The sequence below is a fragment of the Microbacterium sp. Se5.02b genome, assembly GCF_019464375.1.
In the GTDB taxonomy this organism is placed as follows: Bacteria; Actinomycetota; Actinomycetes; order Actinomycetales; family Microbacteriaceae; genus Microbacterium.
Genome location: NZ_CP080491.1, coordinates 41906 through 57261, shown reverse-complemented (window position 1 = coordinate 57261; position 15356 = coordinate 41906). Strand labels below are relative to the sequence as shown.

The window sequence follows — 15356 nt, the reverse complement described above, 5'->3', positions numbered from 1 at the left end:
TCAGATCTCGCGTCCGCGCACGAGCGCGGCCGCGTGGGATCGGCTGCGCGCGCCGAGCTTCATCAGCACGTTCGACACGTGCGTCTTGACCGTCGGAACCGAGATGCGCAGGCGCGTCGCGAGCTGCGCATTCGACCAGCCTCTCAGGATGCCGTCGAGCACCTCCCGCTCCCGCGCCGTCAGGTCGGGCTGCGCGGCACGACTCGGCGGCACCGGGGCGGCACCGCTCGCCGCTGCGGCGAGCGCACGCCGAGTCACGCGAGGGTCCAGCGCTCCGTCGCCCGCGGCCACGGCACGGACGGCCTGCACGAGGGTCGGCGCATCCACCGTCTTCAGGAGGAAGCCGACGGCACCGGCGCGTATCGCCCCCAAGACCAGCTCGTCTTCGTCGAAGCTCGTCAGCACGAGCACGTCGCCGAGCCCGCGGTCGACGATCTCGCGGGTCGCGGAGACGCCGTCCCTGTCGGGCATCCGCAGGTCCATGAGCACGACGTCGGGACGCAGTGCAGCCGCATTGCGTACCGCGACGTCGCCGTCTGCGGCCTCCCCGACCACGGTGATCCCGTGCGCTTCCAGCATGATCCGAAGGCCCGCTCTGATCGCGGAGTGATCGTCGGCGAGCAGCACGGTCGGGGCGCTCACACCCGCACCTCGATCGGGATCCGGCCCTCGACCGACCAGCCTTCGACCACGGGTCCTGCCGTGAACACGCCGCCGAGCGCCACCACGCGTTCCTCCAGCATCTGCAGACCCCAGCCGTCGCCCGCCCGCACGACGGCAGCGCTGGCGACGCCTCCTCGCGATCGCACGATCACCCGCACGTCGTGGTCATCGCGGTCGACCACGATCTCGACGTGCGCACCGCCGGCGTGACGGATGCAGTTGGCCACCGCCTCCCTGACGATGCGGACGACCGCCTGCTCGGGTCCGGTGCCGAGGTCGCGGAGGTCGGCGACGGAGAGGTCGACGACCAGTCCCGCCCTTTCGGCCTCGTGCACGATGCCGTCGATGTCGCCCCAGCGCGGCGGTCGCGCCAGGTTCCCGTCGCCGCGCCGCAGCACCGAGATCATGGATCTCAGGGCGCCATGGGCGTCGAGGCCGGCGTCGCGAACCGCCTGAAGCGCGTCTCTGTCCTTGGTCCTATCCGCCTCGGTCGACAGCGCCGCCTCCGCACGGATCGCCATCGCCATCACGTGCCCGGCCACCACGTCGTGCAGCTCACGTGCCATGGTCTCGCGTTCGCGTCGGACGGCTTCGGCTCGGTCCCGCTCCGCGACGATCGCGGCGTGCTCTGCTCGTTGACGGTGCAGTTCGGCCAGTTCGTGCGCTTGAGAGACCGCGACGGCCCACCAGTAGTCCGTACCGAAGATCGCTCCGAACTGCACGCCGATGAGGAACGCGACGGCGAAGGAGACGTCGGTGAAGAGCCATGCGGCGACGAAGAGGACGAGCGTCGACGCCCCGAGCAGCAGGAGCAGAGCGCGACGCCCTCGTTCCCCGGCGAGGAAGGCAGCCGTCCAGAGCACGTCCAGCAGCACGACGAGAGTTCCGATGCCGCCGACCGTCAGCAGGTCGACCACGAACAGCGCGGACACGAGCGCGAGCACGGTCATCGGCATCCGACGCTTCGCGAGCGCGAGAGCACAGGCGGGTAGCGCGAGCACCAGTGCCCACCACGGTGAGACGGGAGCGGTGAGGACCGAGAACGGTCCCCAGATTCCGCGGAAGCCGAGACCGGCCATGACCACGGCGAGGATCGCCATCCCGACCGGGTCGGCCCACCAGCGGTGCCGGCGATACCAGGCGCCGATGCCGCCGTGGACCTGCTCGTGCATGTCCTCATGCAACCACGACACGGTCCGCGGCGCATCCGACGAAGGGATGAGACGAGGAGGCGGAGCCCTACTTTCGCCCGATTCGCCGCATCCGTGTTTCGGAGAGCGTGGACGCATGGAACTCTTCGGCGGTCTGCCGCTCCCCCTCTCCCTCGCGCTCCTGGCGCTGATCGACGGCCTCAGCGTCGGCACGCTCCTGATCCCGGTGTTCCTGCTCCTGCATCCCGGCCGGGTGCGGGTCGGACGCATCCTCCTCTATCTCGTCACGATCGCCGCGTTCTATCTGGTCGTCGGCCTCCTGTTCCTCTGGGGACTCGTGAACCTGGTCGACGTCGCCTCCGAGTTCCTCGCATCTCCCGCCGGAATGATCATCCGTCTCGTCGTGGGAGGCGCGCTCCTCCTCACCGCGTTCGTGATGCCCACGGGCGACAAAGCGGCGGCGAAGGTCTCCACCTCGGCGAGCGCTGCACCGACGGCACCTCGCGTCTCGCCGTGGACGGGGATGCCGTCGGCGGCGGACGCCACAGTCGCCGCACCCCTGACACCGCCTGCGGCGACCTCCGACGCCGAGATGGCCCCTCCGTCCGGGCGCATCACGCGCTGGCGGGAGCGTCTGCTCGACCCGCGCACGCGGGGAGCTGCCGTGATGGCCGTGGCGGTCGCCGCCGGCCTCGTCGAGGTCGCCACGATGCTTCCGTACATCGTGGGGATGACCATGCTGGCGGACGCCGGAATCGACACCCCGCTGCGGGTGCTGTCCCTCGTCGGATACTGCGTTCTCATGATCCTGCCCGCGATCGTGCTGCTGATCCTCCGCCTCGTCGCCGCTCCTGTCGTCGAAAGGCCCCTCCAGCGCTTCGCCGCCTGGATGCAGCGCACCGGAGCGGAGAACACCGCCTGGATCATCGGCATCATCGGGTTCCTGATCGCCCGCTCCGCCGCCACCGAGCTCGGCCTCTTCGAGGCTCTCGGCGGCTTCCTCGGCAACTGATCGCCACACTCCGAGGCGGCGAACAATGGGACTCCGACGAAGTAGGCTCGACGGGTGCGTCTCGTCATCGCCCGCTGCTCGGTCGACTACACCGGTCGGCTCAATGCCCATCTCCCGCTCGCCACGCGTCTGCTCGTGCACAAGGGCGACGGGAGTCTGCTCGTGCACTCCGACGGCGGCAGCTACAAGCCGTTGAACTGGATGAGCCCGCCCTGCTCGCTGTCGAGCGAGGAGCCGGGCGAGGAGGAGTCGAGCGCCGGCGTCGTCGAGGTGTGGCGCGTCACGCACAAGAAGACCGGCGATGCGCTGCGGGTGCAGATCTACGAGATCATCCACGACACGTCCCACGAGCTCGGCGTCGACCCCGGACTGCAGAAGGACGGCGTCGAGGCCGATCTGCAGCGGCTGCTCGCCGAGCAGGTGGATCGCATCTCCGAGGGTGCGACCCTCGTGCGCCGCGAATACCCGACCGCGATCGGACCGGTCGACCTGCTCGTGCGCGATGCCGAAGGTGCCGCCATCGCGGTCGAGATCAAGCGCCGCGGCGACATCGACGGCGTCGAGCAGCTGACCCGCTACCTCGAATTGCTCGGGCGCGACCCTCACCTCGCCCCCGTGCAGGGCGTCTTCGCCGCGCAGGAGATCAAGCCGCAGGCACGTGTACTGGCCGAGGACCGCGGCATCCGTTGCCTCGTCCTCGACTACGACGACATGAAGGGGATCGAGTCGGGCATCCCCCGTCTGTTCTGAGCCGCAGTCGTCCTCCCCCGTCGCCTCCCCGGTCCCGAGCGGTCAGCGCACCATCATCAGCCTCGGGGTCGGCCCCTCGAGCCGCGCGACCGCGACCCTCACCCCGGTCATCTCGAGCTCGATGCTGTGGATCCGCTTCTCCAGCCTGTCGAACCTGTCGTCGACGCGGTCGAACCTGTCGTCGACACGGTCGAACCGGTCGTCGATCCTGTCGAAGCGCGCCTCGTACTTCGCGTCCTGCGCAGCGAACCGCGCGTCCATCCGAGTGATCATCCACCCGAAGCCGCTGACGATCGCCACCAGCAGTGTCGCCGCTGTCGCCAGCATCGTGATGACTTCCATCGACACGTACATCCCCCCATTCTCACCCGCTCACCCGCCGTTGTCACGACCTTATATGGGGACACAACGCATTCACGTAAGGTGTGGAGAAGATAGCACCCTGCACACCTGTGCAGGGTGAGTGATCACCCTCCCGCGTGACCCTAGGCTGGAGGCATGCCCCACTCCCCCTTCTCCTGCGTGCTCTGGGACGTCGACGGCACGATCGTCGACGCCTCCGTCGGCATCCTCCGCCGGTTGAACGTCGCGCTCACGCACTTCGGGCACCCGGCACCCACGCGCGAGGAGCTGGTGCACTGGATCGGGCCTCCCATGTTCCAGTCGTTCCAGGACCAGGCGGGGATGACGCCGGAGCAGTCAGCGGAGGCGGTGGCCTTCTACCGCACTCTCGGCAAGGCCGACGGGTACACGACCGATGTCGCGACCTACCCCGGCGTCACCGAGCTCATCCACGATCTGCACGCCGCCGGCGTGCCGCAGGCGACCGCCAGTTCGAAGCCGGAGAACCAGGTCGACGCGCTGGTTGACCACTTCGGCCTCCGCCCCGCCTTCCTCACGACCGTGGGCGCGACGCCCGACGAGTCGACCCTCGCCTCGAAGACCGACATCGTCGCCGAGGCCCTGCGCCGCCTCGGTGAGCTCGGGGCTGACACGGCACGGCCCGTGCTCGTCGGCGACCGCCACCATGACGTCGAGGGCGGCCTGGCGAACGGCGTGCCCGTCATCTTCGTCGACTGGGGCTTCAGCGATCACCACGAAGGAGACGATGCCGCGTTCCGCGTCTCCACGGTCGACGAGCTCCGAGGACTCCTCCTCGACTGATCCGCTGTCCGCCGCCCCCGCACGGGCCGTGTCGAAGCGGTGCTCAGGCCACGCGCGAGGCCTCATCGACCCGCACGAAGCACAGAACTCCCCGCCGGATGTCGCGCGAGAGGCGCGCTCCGGTCGGGGAGTTCCGTGTCTCGCCCGTCTCAGACGGGGCGAATGTTCTCTGCCTGAAGGCCTTTCGGACCCTGTGCCACATCGAACTCGACTCGCTGGTTCTCTTCGAGAGACCGGTAGCCGGATGACTGGATGGCGGAGTAGTGCGCGAAGACGTCAGCGCCTCCGTCGTCGGGGGAGATGAAGCCGAAGCCCTTCTCCGAGTTGAACCACTTGACCGTGCCCTGGGTGCTCATGTACTGCCTGTTCTGCTGGGTAAAAAGCCGACGCAGGGATGCCCCGACATCGCTAACGCTAGTGGAGGAGGCCCCGAGGGGAATAGCGGCGGCGAGAAGGTAATCCAAATGTTGCACGAGCGCTACACGGCCGTCACGTGGCGGAGTCGCGGCGAGGGGGCGGAGTCACCCGGAAAATGGTGTGGCCCTCACCGCGGGGGGAGCGATGAGGGCCGAAGACGACCGGAGGGTGCGTCAGAAACAGCCTAGCTCCTTTTCGGAGGCCTTGTCCCCCTTTTGGGGGACAAATCCGAAAATCGGTGGGAGGATGACGATAGCGGCCCCCTCGAGTAGCCCATTGGGGACTGAACTACTCGAGAGGGCCCAATCGCATGCACGGATCGTCTTGCCCCTGGGGTGGGCCGTCCGTCTCCTGGGGAGAGACGGAGACGATCAATCCCCTTGTGCATGCACCTTCACCATAGGGGAGGACTCGCGCGGCACGCGAGTACCCTGATGCGGTGACGCTGCTCAACAAGGACATGACCCTGTGCATCTCGCTGTCCGCTCGACCGAGCAACAACGGGACACGGTTCCACAACCACCTCTACGAGGCGCTCGGCCTGAACTGGATCTACAAGGCCTTCGCTCCGACCGACCTTCGACTGGCCATCGCCGGCGTGCGCGGACTCGACATCCGCGGCTGCGCGATCTCGATGCCCTACAAGGAAGACGTGATCGCGCTCGTCGATCGGATGGACCCGTCTGCGCAGGCCATCGATTCGGTCAACACGATCGTGAACGACGCCGGCGTTCTCACCGCCTACAACACCGACTACTCCGCGATCGTGCAGCTGATCGAGCGCTCCGGCCTCGACCCCGCCGCGTCCGTGCTGCTGCGCGGCTCCGGCGGCATGGCGAAGGCCACCGCAGCCGCCTTCCGCGACGCCGGGTTCGCGCACGTCACCGTCGTCGCCCGCAACGAGACGAGCGGTCGCGCGCTGGCAGATCTTTACGCATTCGCGTGGCGGCCGGAAGTCGGCGGCGCGACCGCGGACGTCCTGGTCAACGTCACCCCGATCGGGATGGCCGGCGGAGCGGACGAGGGCGCGCTGGCTTTCGCGACCGAGACGATCGCCGCGGCTTCGGTGGTCTTCGACGTGGTGGCCCTTCCTGCCGAGACGCCGCTGATCGCCGCTGGTCGCGCCGCAGGAAAGACCGTGATCACCGGCGCAGAGGTGGCGACACTGCAGGCGCTCGAGCAGTTCGTCCTCTACACGGGTATCCGCCCCTCCAGGGAACAGGTGCGTGCCGCCGAGGAGTTCATGCGCGCAGGAACCGCGTGATCACCGGGCCGATACCTGGGTAGCCTAGGCGCATGAGCGCGCCTCGCACCGCACGAAGGACCCTGTACCGGCGAACACCCGCCGCGTTGGCCACAGCAGCCATCGCCGCACTGGTTCTGGCGGCCTGCACGGGCGGGGAGAAGATCCGGAGCCCGAGGCAGGGCAGGGGTTCCCCGACGACGGCTGCACCCACATCACGGTGGCGACCTCGTCGGAGAAGGTCAACATGCTCGACGAGCTCGCGACCGCGTTCAAGGATTCTCCCGAGCACGAGGGCTCGACACGTGCGCGACGGTGCGCCCGACGAACGTCTCCTCCGGCAACGCCGCCCGCTACCTCACCTCCGGCGACGACTGGCCCAGCGACGATCGTGCCCTGTGGCCGACACTGTGGTCGCCCGCATCGACGGTGTGGACCGACCGTGTCGCGGCCGCCGCCTCGGCGAACCTCGTCGGCGAACCCGCCTCGTTCACGCGCACCCCTGTCGTGTTCGGGATGCCCGAGCCGATGGCCAAGGCGCTGGGGTGGCCGGACACCCCCATCAGCATCACCGACCTCGAGGGCCTGTGCCAGAACCCCGAGGGTTGGGGGAGCGTCGGCAAGGACATCTGGGGCGCGTTCAAGATCTCCAAGACGAACCCGAACACCTCGACGACCGGGCTGTCGACCATCCTCATGCAGTCGTACGAGGCCTCGGGCAAGTCGGAGGGACTCACCGGTGACGACGTGGACGCTGCCGAGGACTTCTCCCGGGTGTTCGAGGAGTGCGTGATCCACTACGGCGACACGACCGGCAACGTGCTCTCGACCCTGTATGACGAAACGCAGAACGGCGCCAACGGCTCGGCCTACGTCTCGGCCGTCGCGCTCGAGGAGACGTCGCTGCTCAACTACAACAAGGGGAACCCCGACTCGCACACCGTGCAGCCGGGAGAGACGCTGACACCGCCGAAGACCAAGCTCGTCGCCGTGTATCCCTCCGGCGGCTCGATGTGGTCCGACAACCCGGTCACGGTGCTCGGCGCAGACTGGATCACCCCCGAGCAGCGCACCGCCGGCGAGGCGTTCGCAGCCTTCCTGCAGACCACGCCGGCCCAGCAGATCCTCCCCGAATACGGCTTCCGCCCGCTCGACGAGTCCGTCGCCCTCGGCGACCTCTTCACCGCCAACTTCGGCGTCGACCCTGCGCAGCCCACCGTGACACTGCCCAAGCCCGACGTGGATGTCATCTCGACCGCGATCGACCAGTGGACGCAGGTGCGCAAGCCCTCGTCCGTGCTCGAGCTCATCGACATCTCCGGGTCGATGGATGACCCGATCGGCGACGGACGCTCGCGGCTCGACGGGGCGATCGAGGGAGCACAGACCACACTCGACCACTTCCGGTCGACCGACGAGGTCGGCGTCTGGGCCTTCACGACCGGGGTCGAGTCCGACGAGGGCGACGGCATCCAGGTGCTGCGCGACGTGTCGGCGCTCGGGTCGGACGGCGAGAAGCTCGACTCCTCGCTCGACGATCTGCGGTACGCGCAGCGCAACGGGACTCCGCTGTACGACGCGATCCTCACCGCGTACGAGGCCATGGGCGAGCGCGCCGAACCCGGACGCATCAACGCCATCGTGGTGCTGTCCGACGGGGAGGACACCGACTCGACGACCTCACTCGACTCGCTGATCGCGAAGATCGGCAAGAGCACGAAAGAGGGCGGCACCGATGCCCCGGTCCGCATCTTCCCCATCGCTTACGGCGAGGGCGCCGACACCTCGGCGCTGCAGCGGATCGCGGACGCCACAGGGGGGCAGATGTTCGACGCCTCCGACGCCGAGCGCATCGACCTCGTGTTCGCCTCCGTGATCAACAACTTCTGAGGTGAGGATGATCAGCACCACCGCATCCGACCCGAGCGGGGTGACCGACGCGATCGCGGCGCTTCAGTCCGGCGACGTCTACGTCGCGCCCGGCGTGCAGGGGCAGGCAGCGCTGACCGAGGCGCTGACGGCCGCCGTGCCGGGAGACCGGACGATCGCCGTCGTGGTGCTTCCGGAGGATGCCGACCTGGCCGCCGTCTACGACCTCGAACTGCTGGACCGGCTCAGCGAGCGGGTGCCGCAGACGACCGTGGTGCTCGCCGTCGGGGACGATCTGCAAGCGGGCTCCACGGTGATCGACAGCAACGACGTGCTGCGGATCGCCAACGAGAACGAGGCAGCGGCCGGTGGTGACACGCAGTCCGCCCTCGTCGAGACGGTGCAGCAGATCGTCGACGAGGCGCCCTCGTCGCCGGGGAGACCGCGGGGGAGCGGGAGATGCGATCCTTCCCGTCGTCATCGGAGGCGTCGTCCTCGCCGCAGCCGCCGGTACCGCCATCGTCCTCTTCCTCCGCCGGCGCCGCACACCGAAGGCGGTCGCCACCGCGGACCCGTTGCCTCCGGCCATCCGCCTGCGTGTGAACCGGCTGCGCGAACTGCGCGTCGACTATGCGACCCTCCAGGGCGACACGGTCGCGGCGGAGACCGCGGCGGCGATCGACATGCTCGCCTCCCACGTCGAGCAGCTCTTCGTGCGGCTCGACGCCAAGGCCGAAGCAGACCAGGTCATGCTCGCCGAAGCCGAGTACGCCGACAAGCTCGCCCGGCTCGTCGCGGCACTCGAACCCGACTACCTGCTCGACCTGCTCACCCGACCCGACCTGTGGGATTCACCGCAGGAGCGTGTCGACGAGGTGCGCGAGGCCCTCGCCGGCCTCACGACGCAGATCGTCGACAACATCAAGCAGGTCAACGCCCGCAAGGGGCTGCTGTTCCAGGTGTCGCTCGACTCGCTGATCGGCCGCTCCGAGCTGCGGGATTGGGAGCGGCAGTTCAAGGACGGCGCGGGGGAGTGACGTCGCGATGAAGACCATCGGAGTGCTCGGCGGCATGAGCTGGGAGTCCTCGCTGGAGTGGTACCGGCTGGCGAACGAGCGCGTGCACGCACAGCTCGGCGGGCATCATTCCGCGCGCATCGTGCTGGACTCGCTCGACTTCGCCGAGATCGAGGCGATGCAGGCTCGCGGCGACTGGGACGCCGCGGGCGGTCTCCTCGCCGACCGCGCCGCAGCGCTTCAGGGCATGGGAGCCGAACTGCTCGTGCTCGCCACCAACACGATGCACCTGGTGGCGGATCGGATCGAGGCCGCCGTGAGCATCCCCTTCCTGCACATCGCGGATCCCGCGGGCGAGGCCATCCGTGCGTCCGGTCTCGCGACGGTCGGGCTGCTCGGCACCGCGTTCACGATGGAGCAGCCGTTCTATGCGGATCGGCTCGCCGCACACGGCATCCACACGATCGTGCCCGACGCGGAGGATCGTGCCATCGTTCACCGGGTGATCTACGAGGAACTCGTGCACGGCATCATCAGCGACGACTCGCGACGGCGGTACGTCGACGTGATGGAGCGTCTCGTGCTGCGGGGTGCCGAGGGTGTGGTGCTCGGATGCACGGAGATCGAGCTTCTCGTCTCGGCGGAGGACGCGCCGGTCCCCGTGTTCCCCACGACCGCCCTGCACGTCGAGGCGGCCGTCGCTCTCGCGCTCAGCGCATGAGGTCGCTGACCCGGACGACCGCTCAGCCGTGGTTCACGACTCCGCGCGCCCCTCGGCGAGGTAGGCGAGTCGATGAAGTGTCTCGGCGTTGCGCCAGCGCAGCATCGGCGCCGTGAACAGTCGCGGGATCAGCGCGGCCGGCCCCTTCACGGGCTCCTCGTCGATGCGGACCTGGCACCCGGCGGGAGTCGTCCGTGCCCGCAGTGTGACCTGCGCCTCACCCATCGGCCAGCCACGCGCACGGAGCACGATGCCGCGAGGGGGATCCCACTCCAGAACCTCGGTCGTGTCGTCGAGCAGCGCCGGCCAGACGCCGACCGAATGGTGCAGCTGCGCGCCGGGTTCCGGCCAGGACTCGTCGACATCGCGCATGCGGGAGGCTCCGACCACCCACGCGGGGTAGAGCCAGCCGTTCGCGAGCACCCGGAACACGTCATCGGTGGTGCACGCCATCTCTCGGGTGTTGCGCGTCATGGTTCCTCCATCCACCGCCATCCTGGACGACACGGTCTCTTCGCAGCAGGTGCTTGACACACGCAGCGTCGATCCGGATACCACATCCGGATCGCGAACGCTCCCCCCTGGAGCACTGTCACAGCTCCTGGCACGGTCGGAGGATGTTCCAGAGACTGACCTCCCGAGTGTCGCGCGCGGTCGACGCGATCGTGCACGACGATGCCCCGACGCTCCTCACCCGCGGCTACGACTTCGGCGAGCGCATCTGGCGGCGAGCGCAGTCCGGAGCGCGGTCGGCTCCGATGCGGCTCCTCGGCGACGACACGGCGTTCGTGCGGGGCGCGGAGGGCGTCGAGCTGTTCTACGACGAGTCCCGTATCGTGCGTCACGGCGCCATGCCGGCCCTCGTGCAGGAGACGCTGTTCGGTCACGGCTCTGTGCACAGCCTGGACGGCGAGGCCCACCGACACCGCAAAGCCACGTTCGTCGAGGTCGCCTACGAAGACGCGCAGGTCGGGCGGCTCACACCGTGGCTCGAGAGGGAGTGGGCGGTCGAGCGCGAAGAGTGGCTTCGCGACGGTACCCGCAGCGCGTACGACGCCGCGATCGGGGCCTTCGGCCGCGCGATCATGGGATGGGCGGGCCTGCCAGGGACCCCGGGAGCGAAGACACGGTGGTCGGCGCGACTCGCGCAGATCGTCGACGGCTTCGGCGTTCCCTACTCGCCGGAGTACCTCGCGGCCGCCCTGAACCGAGTGTGGTCGGACCGGCACGCGCAGCGTCTCATCGAGGCCGTCCGCGCCGGCTCGCTGGATGCCCAGGAGGGGACGGCGCTCGCGCTGTGGTCGGCGCACCGCGCTCCGGACGGCGAACTCCTCCCTTCGCGGGTCGCCGGCATCGAGCTGCAGAACAGCATCCGTCCCATGATCGCTGCGGCCCGGTTCGTGGCGTTCGCCGCCAAGGAGCTGCACGACCGCCCGGAGTGGCGCGCGCGCATCGCCGCGGAGACGGAAGAGCGTGGAGCGCTGGTGGGCGGCACCCTCGCCACGATGTTCGCGCAGGAGGTCCGCCGGACGGCGCTGTTCGTGCCGATGCTCCCCGGGCGCGCGATCGCCGACATCGAGATCGGCGAGGTGCGGGTTCCCGCGGGCGGACGGGTGGTGCTCGACATCCTCGGCACGAACACCGACGAGCAATCCTGGGCACATCCGCACCGGTTCGCCCCCGAGCGGTTCACCGACGTCGACGACTACGAGTCGCTGCGCACGTTCATCCCGCAGGGTGGTGCCGAGGTCGCGACCGGTCATCGATGCCCAGGGAGAAGCTCGTGATCGCGGGGCTGTCTGCCGCGATCGCCGTGCTGAGCGATCCGCGACTCCGGATCCTCGACGACGGCCTCGACGTGAACCGCCGCCGCCTGCCGACCAAGCCCGCATCCGGCGGACGCGTACGCGCCGCCGGCTCCGGACGAGGCTGCCCGTTCCACTGAGCGGGGGCGCATGCCCGGAGGCACCTGTCAACCGGGTAGGCGGGATCCACATCGGCGACGACCGTGGGGCGGACGACGACACGAGCGGAGGACGCCATGAAGGCACTGACCTGGCAGGGCAAGCGCACGGTGACGGTCGAGGAGGTTCCCGACCCGGTGATCCAGCAGCCCGAGGATGCGATCATCCGCATCACCTCGTCCGCGATCTGCGGCTCGGACCTGCATCTGTACGAACTGCTCGGGCCCTTCCTCGACCGCGGCGACATTCTCGGCCATGAGCCGATGGGCGTCGTCGTGGAGGTCGGCGCGAACGTGACGAGTCTGTCGGTGGGCGACCGCGTCGTGATCCCGTTCAACATCGCGTGCGGCGAATGCTTCCTCTGTCGGCGCGGGTTCCAGTCGCAGTGCGAGACGACGCAGGTGCGGGAATACGGCAGCGGCGCCGCGCTGTTCGGTTACACCAAGCTGTATGGCCAGGTGCCCGGCGGGCAGGCGGAGTACCTGCGCGTACCGCTCGCGGACTACAACCACATCCCGGTCGGCCCCGACCTGCCGGACGAACGGTACCTCTTCCTCAGCGACATCCTCCCCACGGCCTGGCAGGGCGTCGAGTACGCCCAGGTCCCGGAAGGCGGCACGCTCGCGGTGATGGGTCTCGGGCCGGTGGGGCAGTTCGTGTCACGGATCGGGCGACACCGCGGCTATCGGGTGCTCGCGGTCGATCCGGTGCCCGAGCGCCGCGCGATGGCCGAGCGCCACGGGATCGAGACCTTCGACCTCACCGACACGATCGTGGAGGAGCTGCGCGATCTGACCGAGGGGCGTGGCGCGGACTCCGTGGTGGATGCCGTCGGCCTCGAGGCGCACGGCAACTCGGGCGTCGAGTTCGTGCAGAAGGCGGTGGGGCTGCTGCCGGATCCTGCGGCGCGCCAGGTGCTCGACAAGGTCGGCGTCGACCGGCTCGCCGCCGTGTACGCATCGATCGATGTGGTCCGCCGCGGCGGCACCGTGTCGCTGAGCGGCGTGTACGCGGGCGATGCCGACATCATGCCGATGAAGACCCTGTTCGACAAGCAGATCACTCTGCGGATGGGGCAGTGCAACGTGAAGCACTGGGTCGACGACCTGGTGCCGCTCGTCGAGGACATCGCCGATCCGCTCGGAGTGATGGACCTCACGACCCACAACGCACCCCTCGACGATGCCCCCGGGCTCTACCGCACGTTCCAGCAGAAGGAGGACGGCTGCATCAAGGTGGTGCTGCACCCCTCGACAGTGTGAGTCGACCGCGTGAGTCCTCGGCGGGGGTGGCCTCAGGCGTTCGCGCCGGGGTCGCCCACGTCGCGGTTCGCCTCGTCGACGTCGGGACGCCGGGTGCCGATGCCGGGTTCGTCGTTGTGCGTCGACTCGTCGGGCACGGATGATCGCGATCCGCGCTCGACGCCGACGGCCTCCGCCGCACCCGAATCGGCTCCCGCTCCTCCCGCAGGGACCTCCCCGAGGTCGCGGCCGCGTCACCGCCGCGCTCGGCGAGGTGCTCGGCGATCCGTCCGTGCGCATCGCCGTCAGCGGGGGACGACACGTTCTCGGAGTGCTGACCCTGATCGTCGATGCCGCTCATTCTGACCCGTCCCTCAGGTCGGTCGGCGCGTCGCCGCTGTGGCCACCGCCCTCGTCCTCGGGCGCGATATCGCCCTGGCCGTCTTCGCCGAGCTCGGCCTCGACCGGGTCGTCGCCCTGCGTCTCAGGCTGCTCGGCATCGGTCGGGTACACATCGGGATTCGACATCGTGACCTCCTTCTCGTCGGGAGACTCCAGCGTCCGGCGGATGCCGTCGCGACGCAGCACCGTTGACACGCGCACGAAGGGAAGGTAGCTGGGACCGGTGGGTACGCCGGACGCGCACGTCGACGCACCCACCGGGGGAGTTCGCTCAGCCCTTCGCTCCCTTGCGCGGCTTCAGGAACTCGTCTGGTGCGTTCTTCTCGCGCTTCGCGGCCCGCTTCTCCTTGAGCGTGAGCTGCGGCGCCTTCTTGCTGGCCTTACCCTGGATGGACTTCCCGGACATGGTTACTCGCTTCCCCTTGTGCTGGCTGGCGTAACCTCCGACCATAGCCCGCCCCAGAGGGAAGTCAAATTTCCCTCTGACCGGGAAATATTTGCTAGGCTGGAGTATTCGCTGACCACGGAGGACGACCTCCGGCGGGAGATTCAGACCGGGGACGGCCCCGACTCCAGGAGTCCGCCCATGTCCCGCGCAGAAGTGAAGCAGTTGATCGGCGTCAAGGACGTCGCCCGCATCGTTCTCGGATGGGGAGCGTTCGCCGCGCTCCTGATCCTGCACCCGCTGCTGGAGCCGCCCGTGCCCGCTCCGGTCCTCGTCATCGCGCTCGCGGTGATCGTCGCGGTGATACTCGTGTGCGCGTTCGGCGTGGTCACGCAGGCCGAGGCTCTCGCACATCGTCTCGGCGATCCCTACGGCTCGCTCGTCCTGACGCTCTCCATCGTCCTGATCGAGGTCATCCTGATCTCGGCGGTCATGCTCGGACCCGGTGAGCATGCGACGATCGCCCGCGATTCGGTGATGGCCGTCGCGATGATCATCCTGAACCTCGTCATCGGTCTCGCGCTCCTTCTCGGCGGCATGCGTCACCGTGGCATGACGCACAACCGCACCGGCACATCCGCGTACCTGTCGATGCTGGTGGTGCTCGTGGCTCTCGCGTTCGGCCTGCCAGCGCTGATCGGCGTCGACGGCTCATACGCCACCGCGCAGGAGGTCCCGATCGTCATCCTGACGCTCGTGCTCTACGCCTTCTTCCTGTTCCGGCAGATGGGCGCGCAGGCGGGCGACTTCACCGAGGTCGAGCCGCTGTCGCCGCAGCGGTCGCCGCGCGCGCAGGAGGAGGAGCGAACCGGCATCCGGCAGGTGCTGGCCGCACACCGCACCGAGGTGATCGTCCGCCTCGCGCTTCTGGTGGTGACCGTGATCCCGATCGTGCTGCTGTCGCACGACATGGCGGCGCTGCTCGACGACGGCCTCGGTCGCCTCGGCGCTCCGGTCGCCCTCGCGGGAGTCCTCATCGCGGGCATCGTGTTCCTGCCGGAGTCGATCACCGCCGTCCGTGCCGCGCTCGGCGGCGAGGTGCAGCGCGTCGTCAATCTCTGCCACGGCGCCCTGGTGTCGACCGTGGGGCTGACGATCCCCGCCGTGCTGGTGATCGGCATCGCGACGGGCCAGACCGTGGTGCTGGCCGAGTCTCCGGCGAATCTGCTGATGCTGGGCGTCACGCTGCTGCTCTCGGTGACGACGTTCGCCGCGAAACGCGTGACGGCCATGCACGGCGCGGCACACCTGGTGACCTTCGCCATCTACGTCGTCGTGCTGTTCAGCTGACACTCTCG

19 protein-coding genes are annotated in these 15356 nt (G+C 69.0%); 11 read left to right on the top strand and 8 right to left on the bottom strand.

The window, feature by feature from the left end:
• On the bottom strand, positions 1-642 hold the full coding sequence (locus K1X59_RS00320) for a response regulator transcription factor (RefSeq protein WP_220173816.1): 642 nt from the start codon (positions 640-642) through the stop codon (positions 1-3).
• Positions 639-1835, bottom strand: coding sequence for a sensor histidine kinase (locus K1X59_RS00315; protein ID WP_220173815.1), 1197 nt, complete (start codon positions 1833-1835; stop codon positions 639-641). Before K1X59_RS00315 ends, K1X59_RS00320 begins: the two co-directional genes overlap by 4 nt.
• Before the next feature lie 115 nt (positions 1836-1950).
• Here K1X59_RS00315 and K1X59_RS00310 point away from each other — a divergent pair, with 115 nt between their 5' ends.
• On the top strand, positions 1951-2826 hold the full coding sequence (locus K1X59_RS00310; RefSeq protein ID WP_183151431.1) for a GAP family protein: 876 nt from the start codon (positions 1951-1953) through the stop codon (positions 2824-2826).
• Positions 2827-2880: 54 nt separating this feature from the next.
• Positions 2881-3576, top strand: a complete 696-nt coding sequence (gene nucS / locus K1X59_RS00305) for an endonuclease NucS (RefSeq protein WP_183151430.1) — start codon at positions 2881-2883, stop codon at positions 3574-3576.
• Between the two features lie 42 nt (positions 3577-3618).
• Here nucS and K1X59_RS00300 read toward each other — a convergent pair whose 3' ends face one another.
• Positions 3619-3930, bottom strand: coding sequence for a response regulator (locus K1X59_RS00300; protein WP_183151429.1), 312 nt, complete (start codon positions 3928-3930; stop codon positions 3619-3621).
• 144 nt (positions 3931-4074) lie between these two features.
• Between K1X59_RS00300 and K1X59_RS00295 the strand changes: the two genes are divergently transcribed.
• Complete coding sequence (locus K1X59_RS00295) at positions 4075-4740, top strand: HAD hydrolase-like protein (RefSeq protein WP_183151428.1); 666 nt, start codon at positions 4075-4077, stop codon at positions 4738-4740.
• A 149-nt stretch (positions 4741-4889) separates the two neighbouring features.
• Here the strand turns inward: K1X59_RS00295 and K1X59_RS00290 are convergent, their stop codons facing one another.
• A complete protein-coding gene (locus tag K1X59_RS00290; RefSeq protein ID WP_017203899.1) occupies positions 4890-5096 on the bottom strand; it encodes a cold-shock protein in 207 nt (68 codons plus the stop codon).
• Between the two features lie 500 nt (positions 5097-5596).
• Here K1X59_RS00290 and K1X59_RS00285 point away from each other — a divergent pair, with 500 nt between their 5' ends.
• Both K1X59_RS00285 and K1X59_RS00280 read left to right on the top strand, forming a co-directional pair.
• Positions 5597-6421 carry a shikimate 5-dehydrogenase gene (locus K1X59_RS00285; RefSeq protein WP_258566982.1) on the top strand — a complete coding sequence of 275 codons (825 nt, stop codon included), beginning with the start codon at positions 5597-5599 and terminating at the stop codon, positions 6419-6421.
• 294 nt (positions 6422-6715) lie between these two features.
• Positions 6716-8290, top strand: a complete 1575-nt coding sequence (locus K1X59_RS00280) for a substrate-binding and VWA domain-containing protein (RefSeq protein ID WP_258566981.1) — start codon at positions 6716-6718, stop codon at positions 8288-8290.
• On the opposite strand, the gene K1X59_RS00275 is transcribed toward K1X59_RS00280, so the two are convergent.
• Positions 8277-8570, bottom strand: a complete 294-nt coding sequence (locus K1X59_RS00275) for a hypothetical protein (protein WP_220173814.1) — start codon at positions 8568-8570, stop codon at positions 8277-8279. The genes K1X59_RS00280 and K1X59_RS00275 overlap by 14 nt on opposite strands.
• A 70-nt stretch (positions 8571-8640) precedes the next feature.
• On the opposite strand from K1X59_RS00275, the gene K1X59_RS00270 reads away from it, so the two are divergent.
• A complete protein-coding gene (locus tag K1X59_RS00270) occupies positions 8641-9306 on the top strand; it encodes a hypothetical protein (protein WP_220173813.1) in 666 nt (221 codons plus the stop codon).
• A gap of 7 nt (positions 9307-9313) precedes the next feature.
• Positions 9314-10006, top strand: coding sequence for an aspartate/glutamate racemase family protein (locus K1X59_RS00265; protein WP_183151426.1), 693 nt, complete (start codon positions 9314-9316; stop codon positions 10004-10006).
• 33 nt (positions 10007-10039) lie between these two features.
• Here the strand turns inward: K1X59_RS00265 and K1X59_RS00260 are convergent, their stop codons facing one another.
• Complete coding sequence (locus tag K1X59_RS00260; protein ID WP_220173812.1) at positions 10040-10480, bottom strand: SRPBCC family protein; 441 nt, start codon at positions 10478-10480, stop codon at positions 10040-10042.
• A 143-nt stretch (positions 10481-10623) separates the two neighbouring features.
• Between K1X59_RS00260 and K1X59_RS00255 the strand changes: the two genes are divergently transcribed.
• The 3 genes from K1X59_RS00255 to K1X59_RS00250 all read left to right on the top strand — a co-directional run bounded on the left by K1X59_RS00255 (position 10624) and on the right by K1X59_RS00250 (position 13232).
• A complete protein-coding gene (locus K1X59_RS00255; RefSeq protein ID WP_258566980.1) occupies positions 10624-11793 on the top strand; it encodes a cytochrome P450 in 1170 nt (389 codons plus the stop codon).
• The gene (locus K1X59_RS20510; protein ID WP_258566979.1) at positions 11772-11951 is read left to right on the top strand and encodes a hypothetical protein; all 180 of its coding nucleotides are present in this window, start codon (positions 11772-11774) and stop codon (positions 11949-11951) included. The genes K1X59_RS00255 and K1X59_RS20510 overlap by 22 nt, the downstream gene beginning before the upstream one ends.
• A 96-nt stretch (positions 11952-12047) precedes the next feature.
• Complete coding sequence (locus K1X59_RS00250; RefSeq protein WP_183151424.1) at positions 12048-13232, top strand: zinc-dependent alcohol dehydrogenase; 1185 nt, start codon at positions 12048-12050, stop codon at positions 13230-13232.
• 336 nt (positions 13233-13568) lie between these two features.
• Here K1X59_RS00250 and K1X59_RS00245 read toward each other — a convergent pair whose 3' ends face one another.
• Both K1X59_RS00245 and K1X59_RS20505 read right to left on the bottom strand, forming a co-directional pair.
• Positions 13569-13814, bottom strand: a complete 246-nt coding sequence (locus tag K1X59_RS00245) for a hypothetical protein (protein WP_183151423.1) — start codon at positions 13812-13814, stop codon at positions 13569-13571.
• Between the two features lie 70 nt (positions 13815-13884).
• Complete coding sequence (locus tag K1X59_RS20505; RefSeq protein WP_258566978.1) at positions 13885-14019, bottom strand: hypothetical protein; 135 nt, start codon at positions 14017-14019, stop codon at positions 13885-13887.
• A gap of 180 nt (positions 14020-14199) precedes the next feature.
• Between K1X59_RS20505 and K1X59_RS00240 the strand changes: the two genes are divergently transcribed.
• The gene (locus K1X59_RS00240) at positions 14200-15348 is read left to right on the top strand and encodes a calcium:proton antiporter (RefSeq protein WP_183152710.1); all 1149 of its coding nucleotides are present in this window, start codon (positions 14200-14202) and stop codon (positions 15346-15348) included.
• Positions 15349-15356: the final 8 nt, after the last annotated feature.

Coding starts and splice junctions, on each gene's coding strand:
- K1X59_RS00315 (WP_220173815.1), bottom strand. CDS start 1,835: ATGCACGAGCAGGTCCACGGCGGCATCGGCGCCTGGTATCGCCGGCAC.
- K1X59_RS00310 (WP_183151431.1), top strand. CDS start 1,951: ATGGAACTCTTCGGCGGTCTGCCGCTCCCCCTCTCCCTCGCGCTCCTG.
- K1X59_RS00300 (WP_183151429.1), bottom strand. CDS start 3,930: ATGTACGTGTCGATGGAAGTCATCACGATGCTGGCGACAGCGGCGACA.
- K1X59_RS00295 (WP_183151428.1), top strand. CDS start 4,075: ATGCCCCACTCCCCCTTCTCCTGCGTGCTCTGGGACGTCGACGGCACG.
- K1X59_RS00290 (WP_017203899.1), bottom strand. CDS start 5,096: ATGAGCACCCAGGGCACGGTCAAGTGGTTCAACTCGGAGAAGGGCTTC.
- K1X59_RS00265 (WP_183151426.1), top strand. CDS start 9,314: ATGAAGACCATCGGAGTGCTCGGCGGCATGAGCTGGGAGTCCTCGCTG.
- K1X59_RS00260 (WP_220173812.1), bottom strand. CDS start 10,480: ATGACGCGCAACACCCGAGAGATGGCGTGCACCACCGATGACGTGTTC.
- K1X59_RS00255 (WP_258566980.1), top strand. CDS start 10,624: ATGTTCCAGAGACTGACCTCCCGAGTGTCGCGCGCGGTCGACGCGATC.
- K1X59_RS20510 (WP_258566979.1), top strand. CDS start 11,772: ATGCCCAGGGAGAAGCTCGTGATCGCGGGGCTGTCTGCCGCGATCGCC.
- K1X59_RS00250 (WP_183151424.1), top strand. CDS start 12,048: ATGAAGGCACTGACCTGGCAGGGCAAGCGCACGGTGACGGTCGAGGAG.
- K1X59_RS20505 (WP_258566978.1), bottom strand. CDS start 14,019: ATGTCCGGGAAGTCCATCCAGGGTAAGGCCAGCAAGAAGGCGCCGCAG.
- K1X59_RS00240 (WP_183152710.1), top strand. CDS start 14,200: ATGTCCCGCGCAGAAGTGAAGCAGTTGATCGGCGTCAAGGACGTCGCC.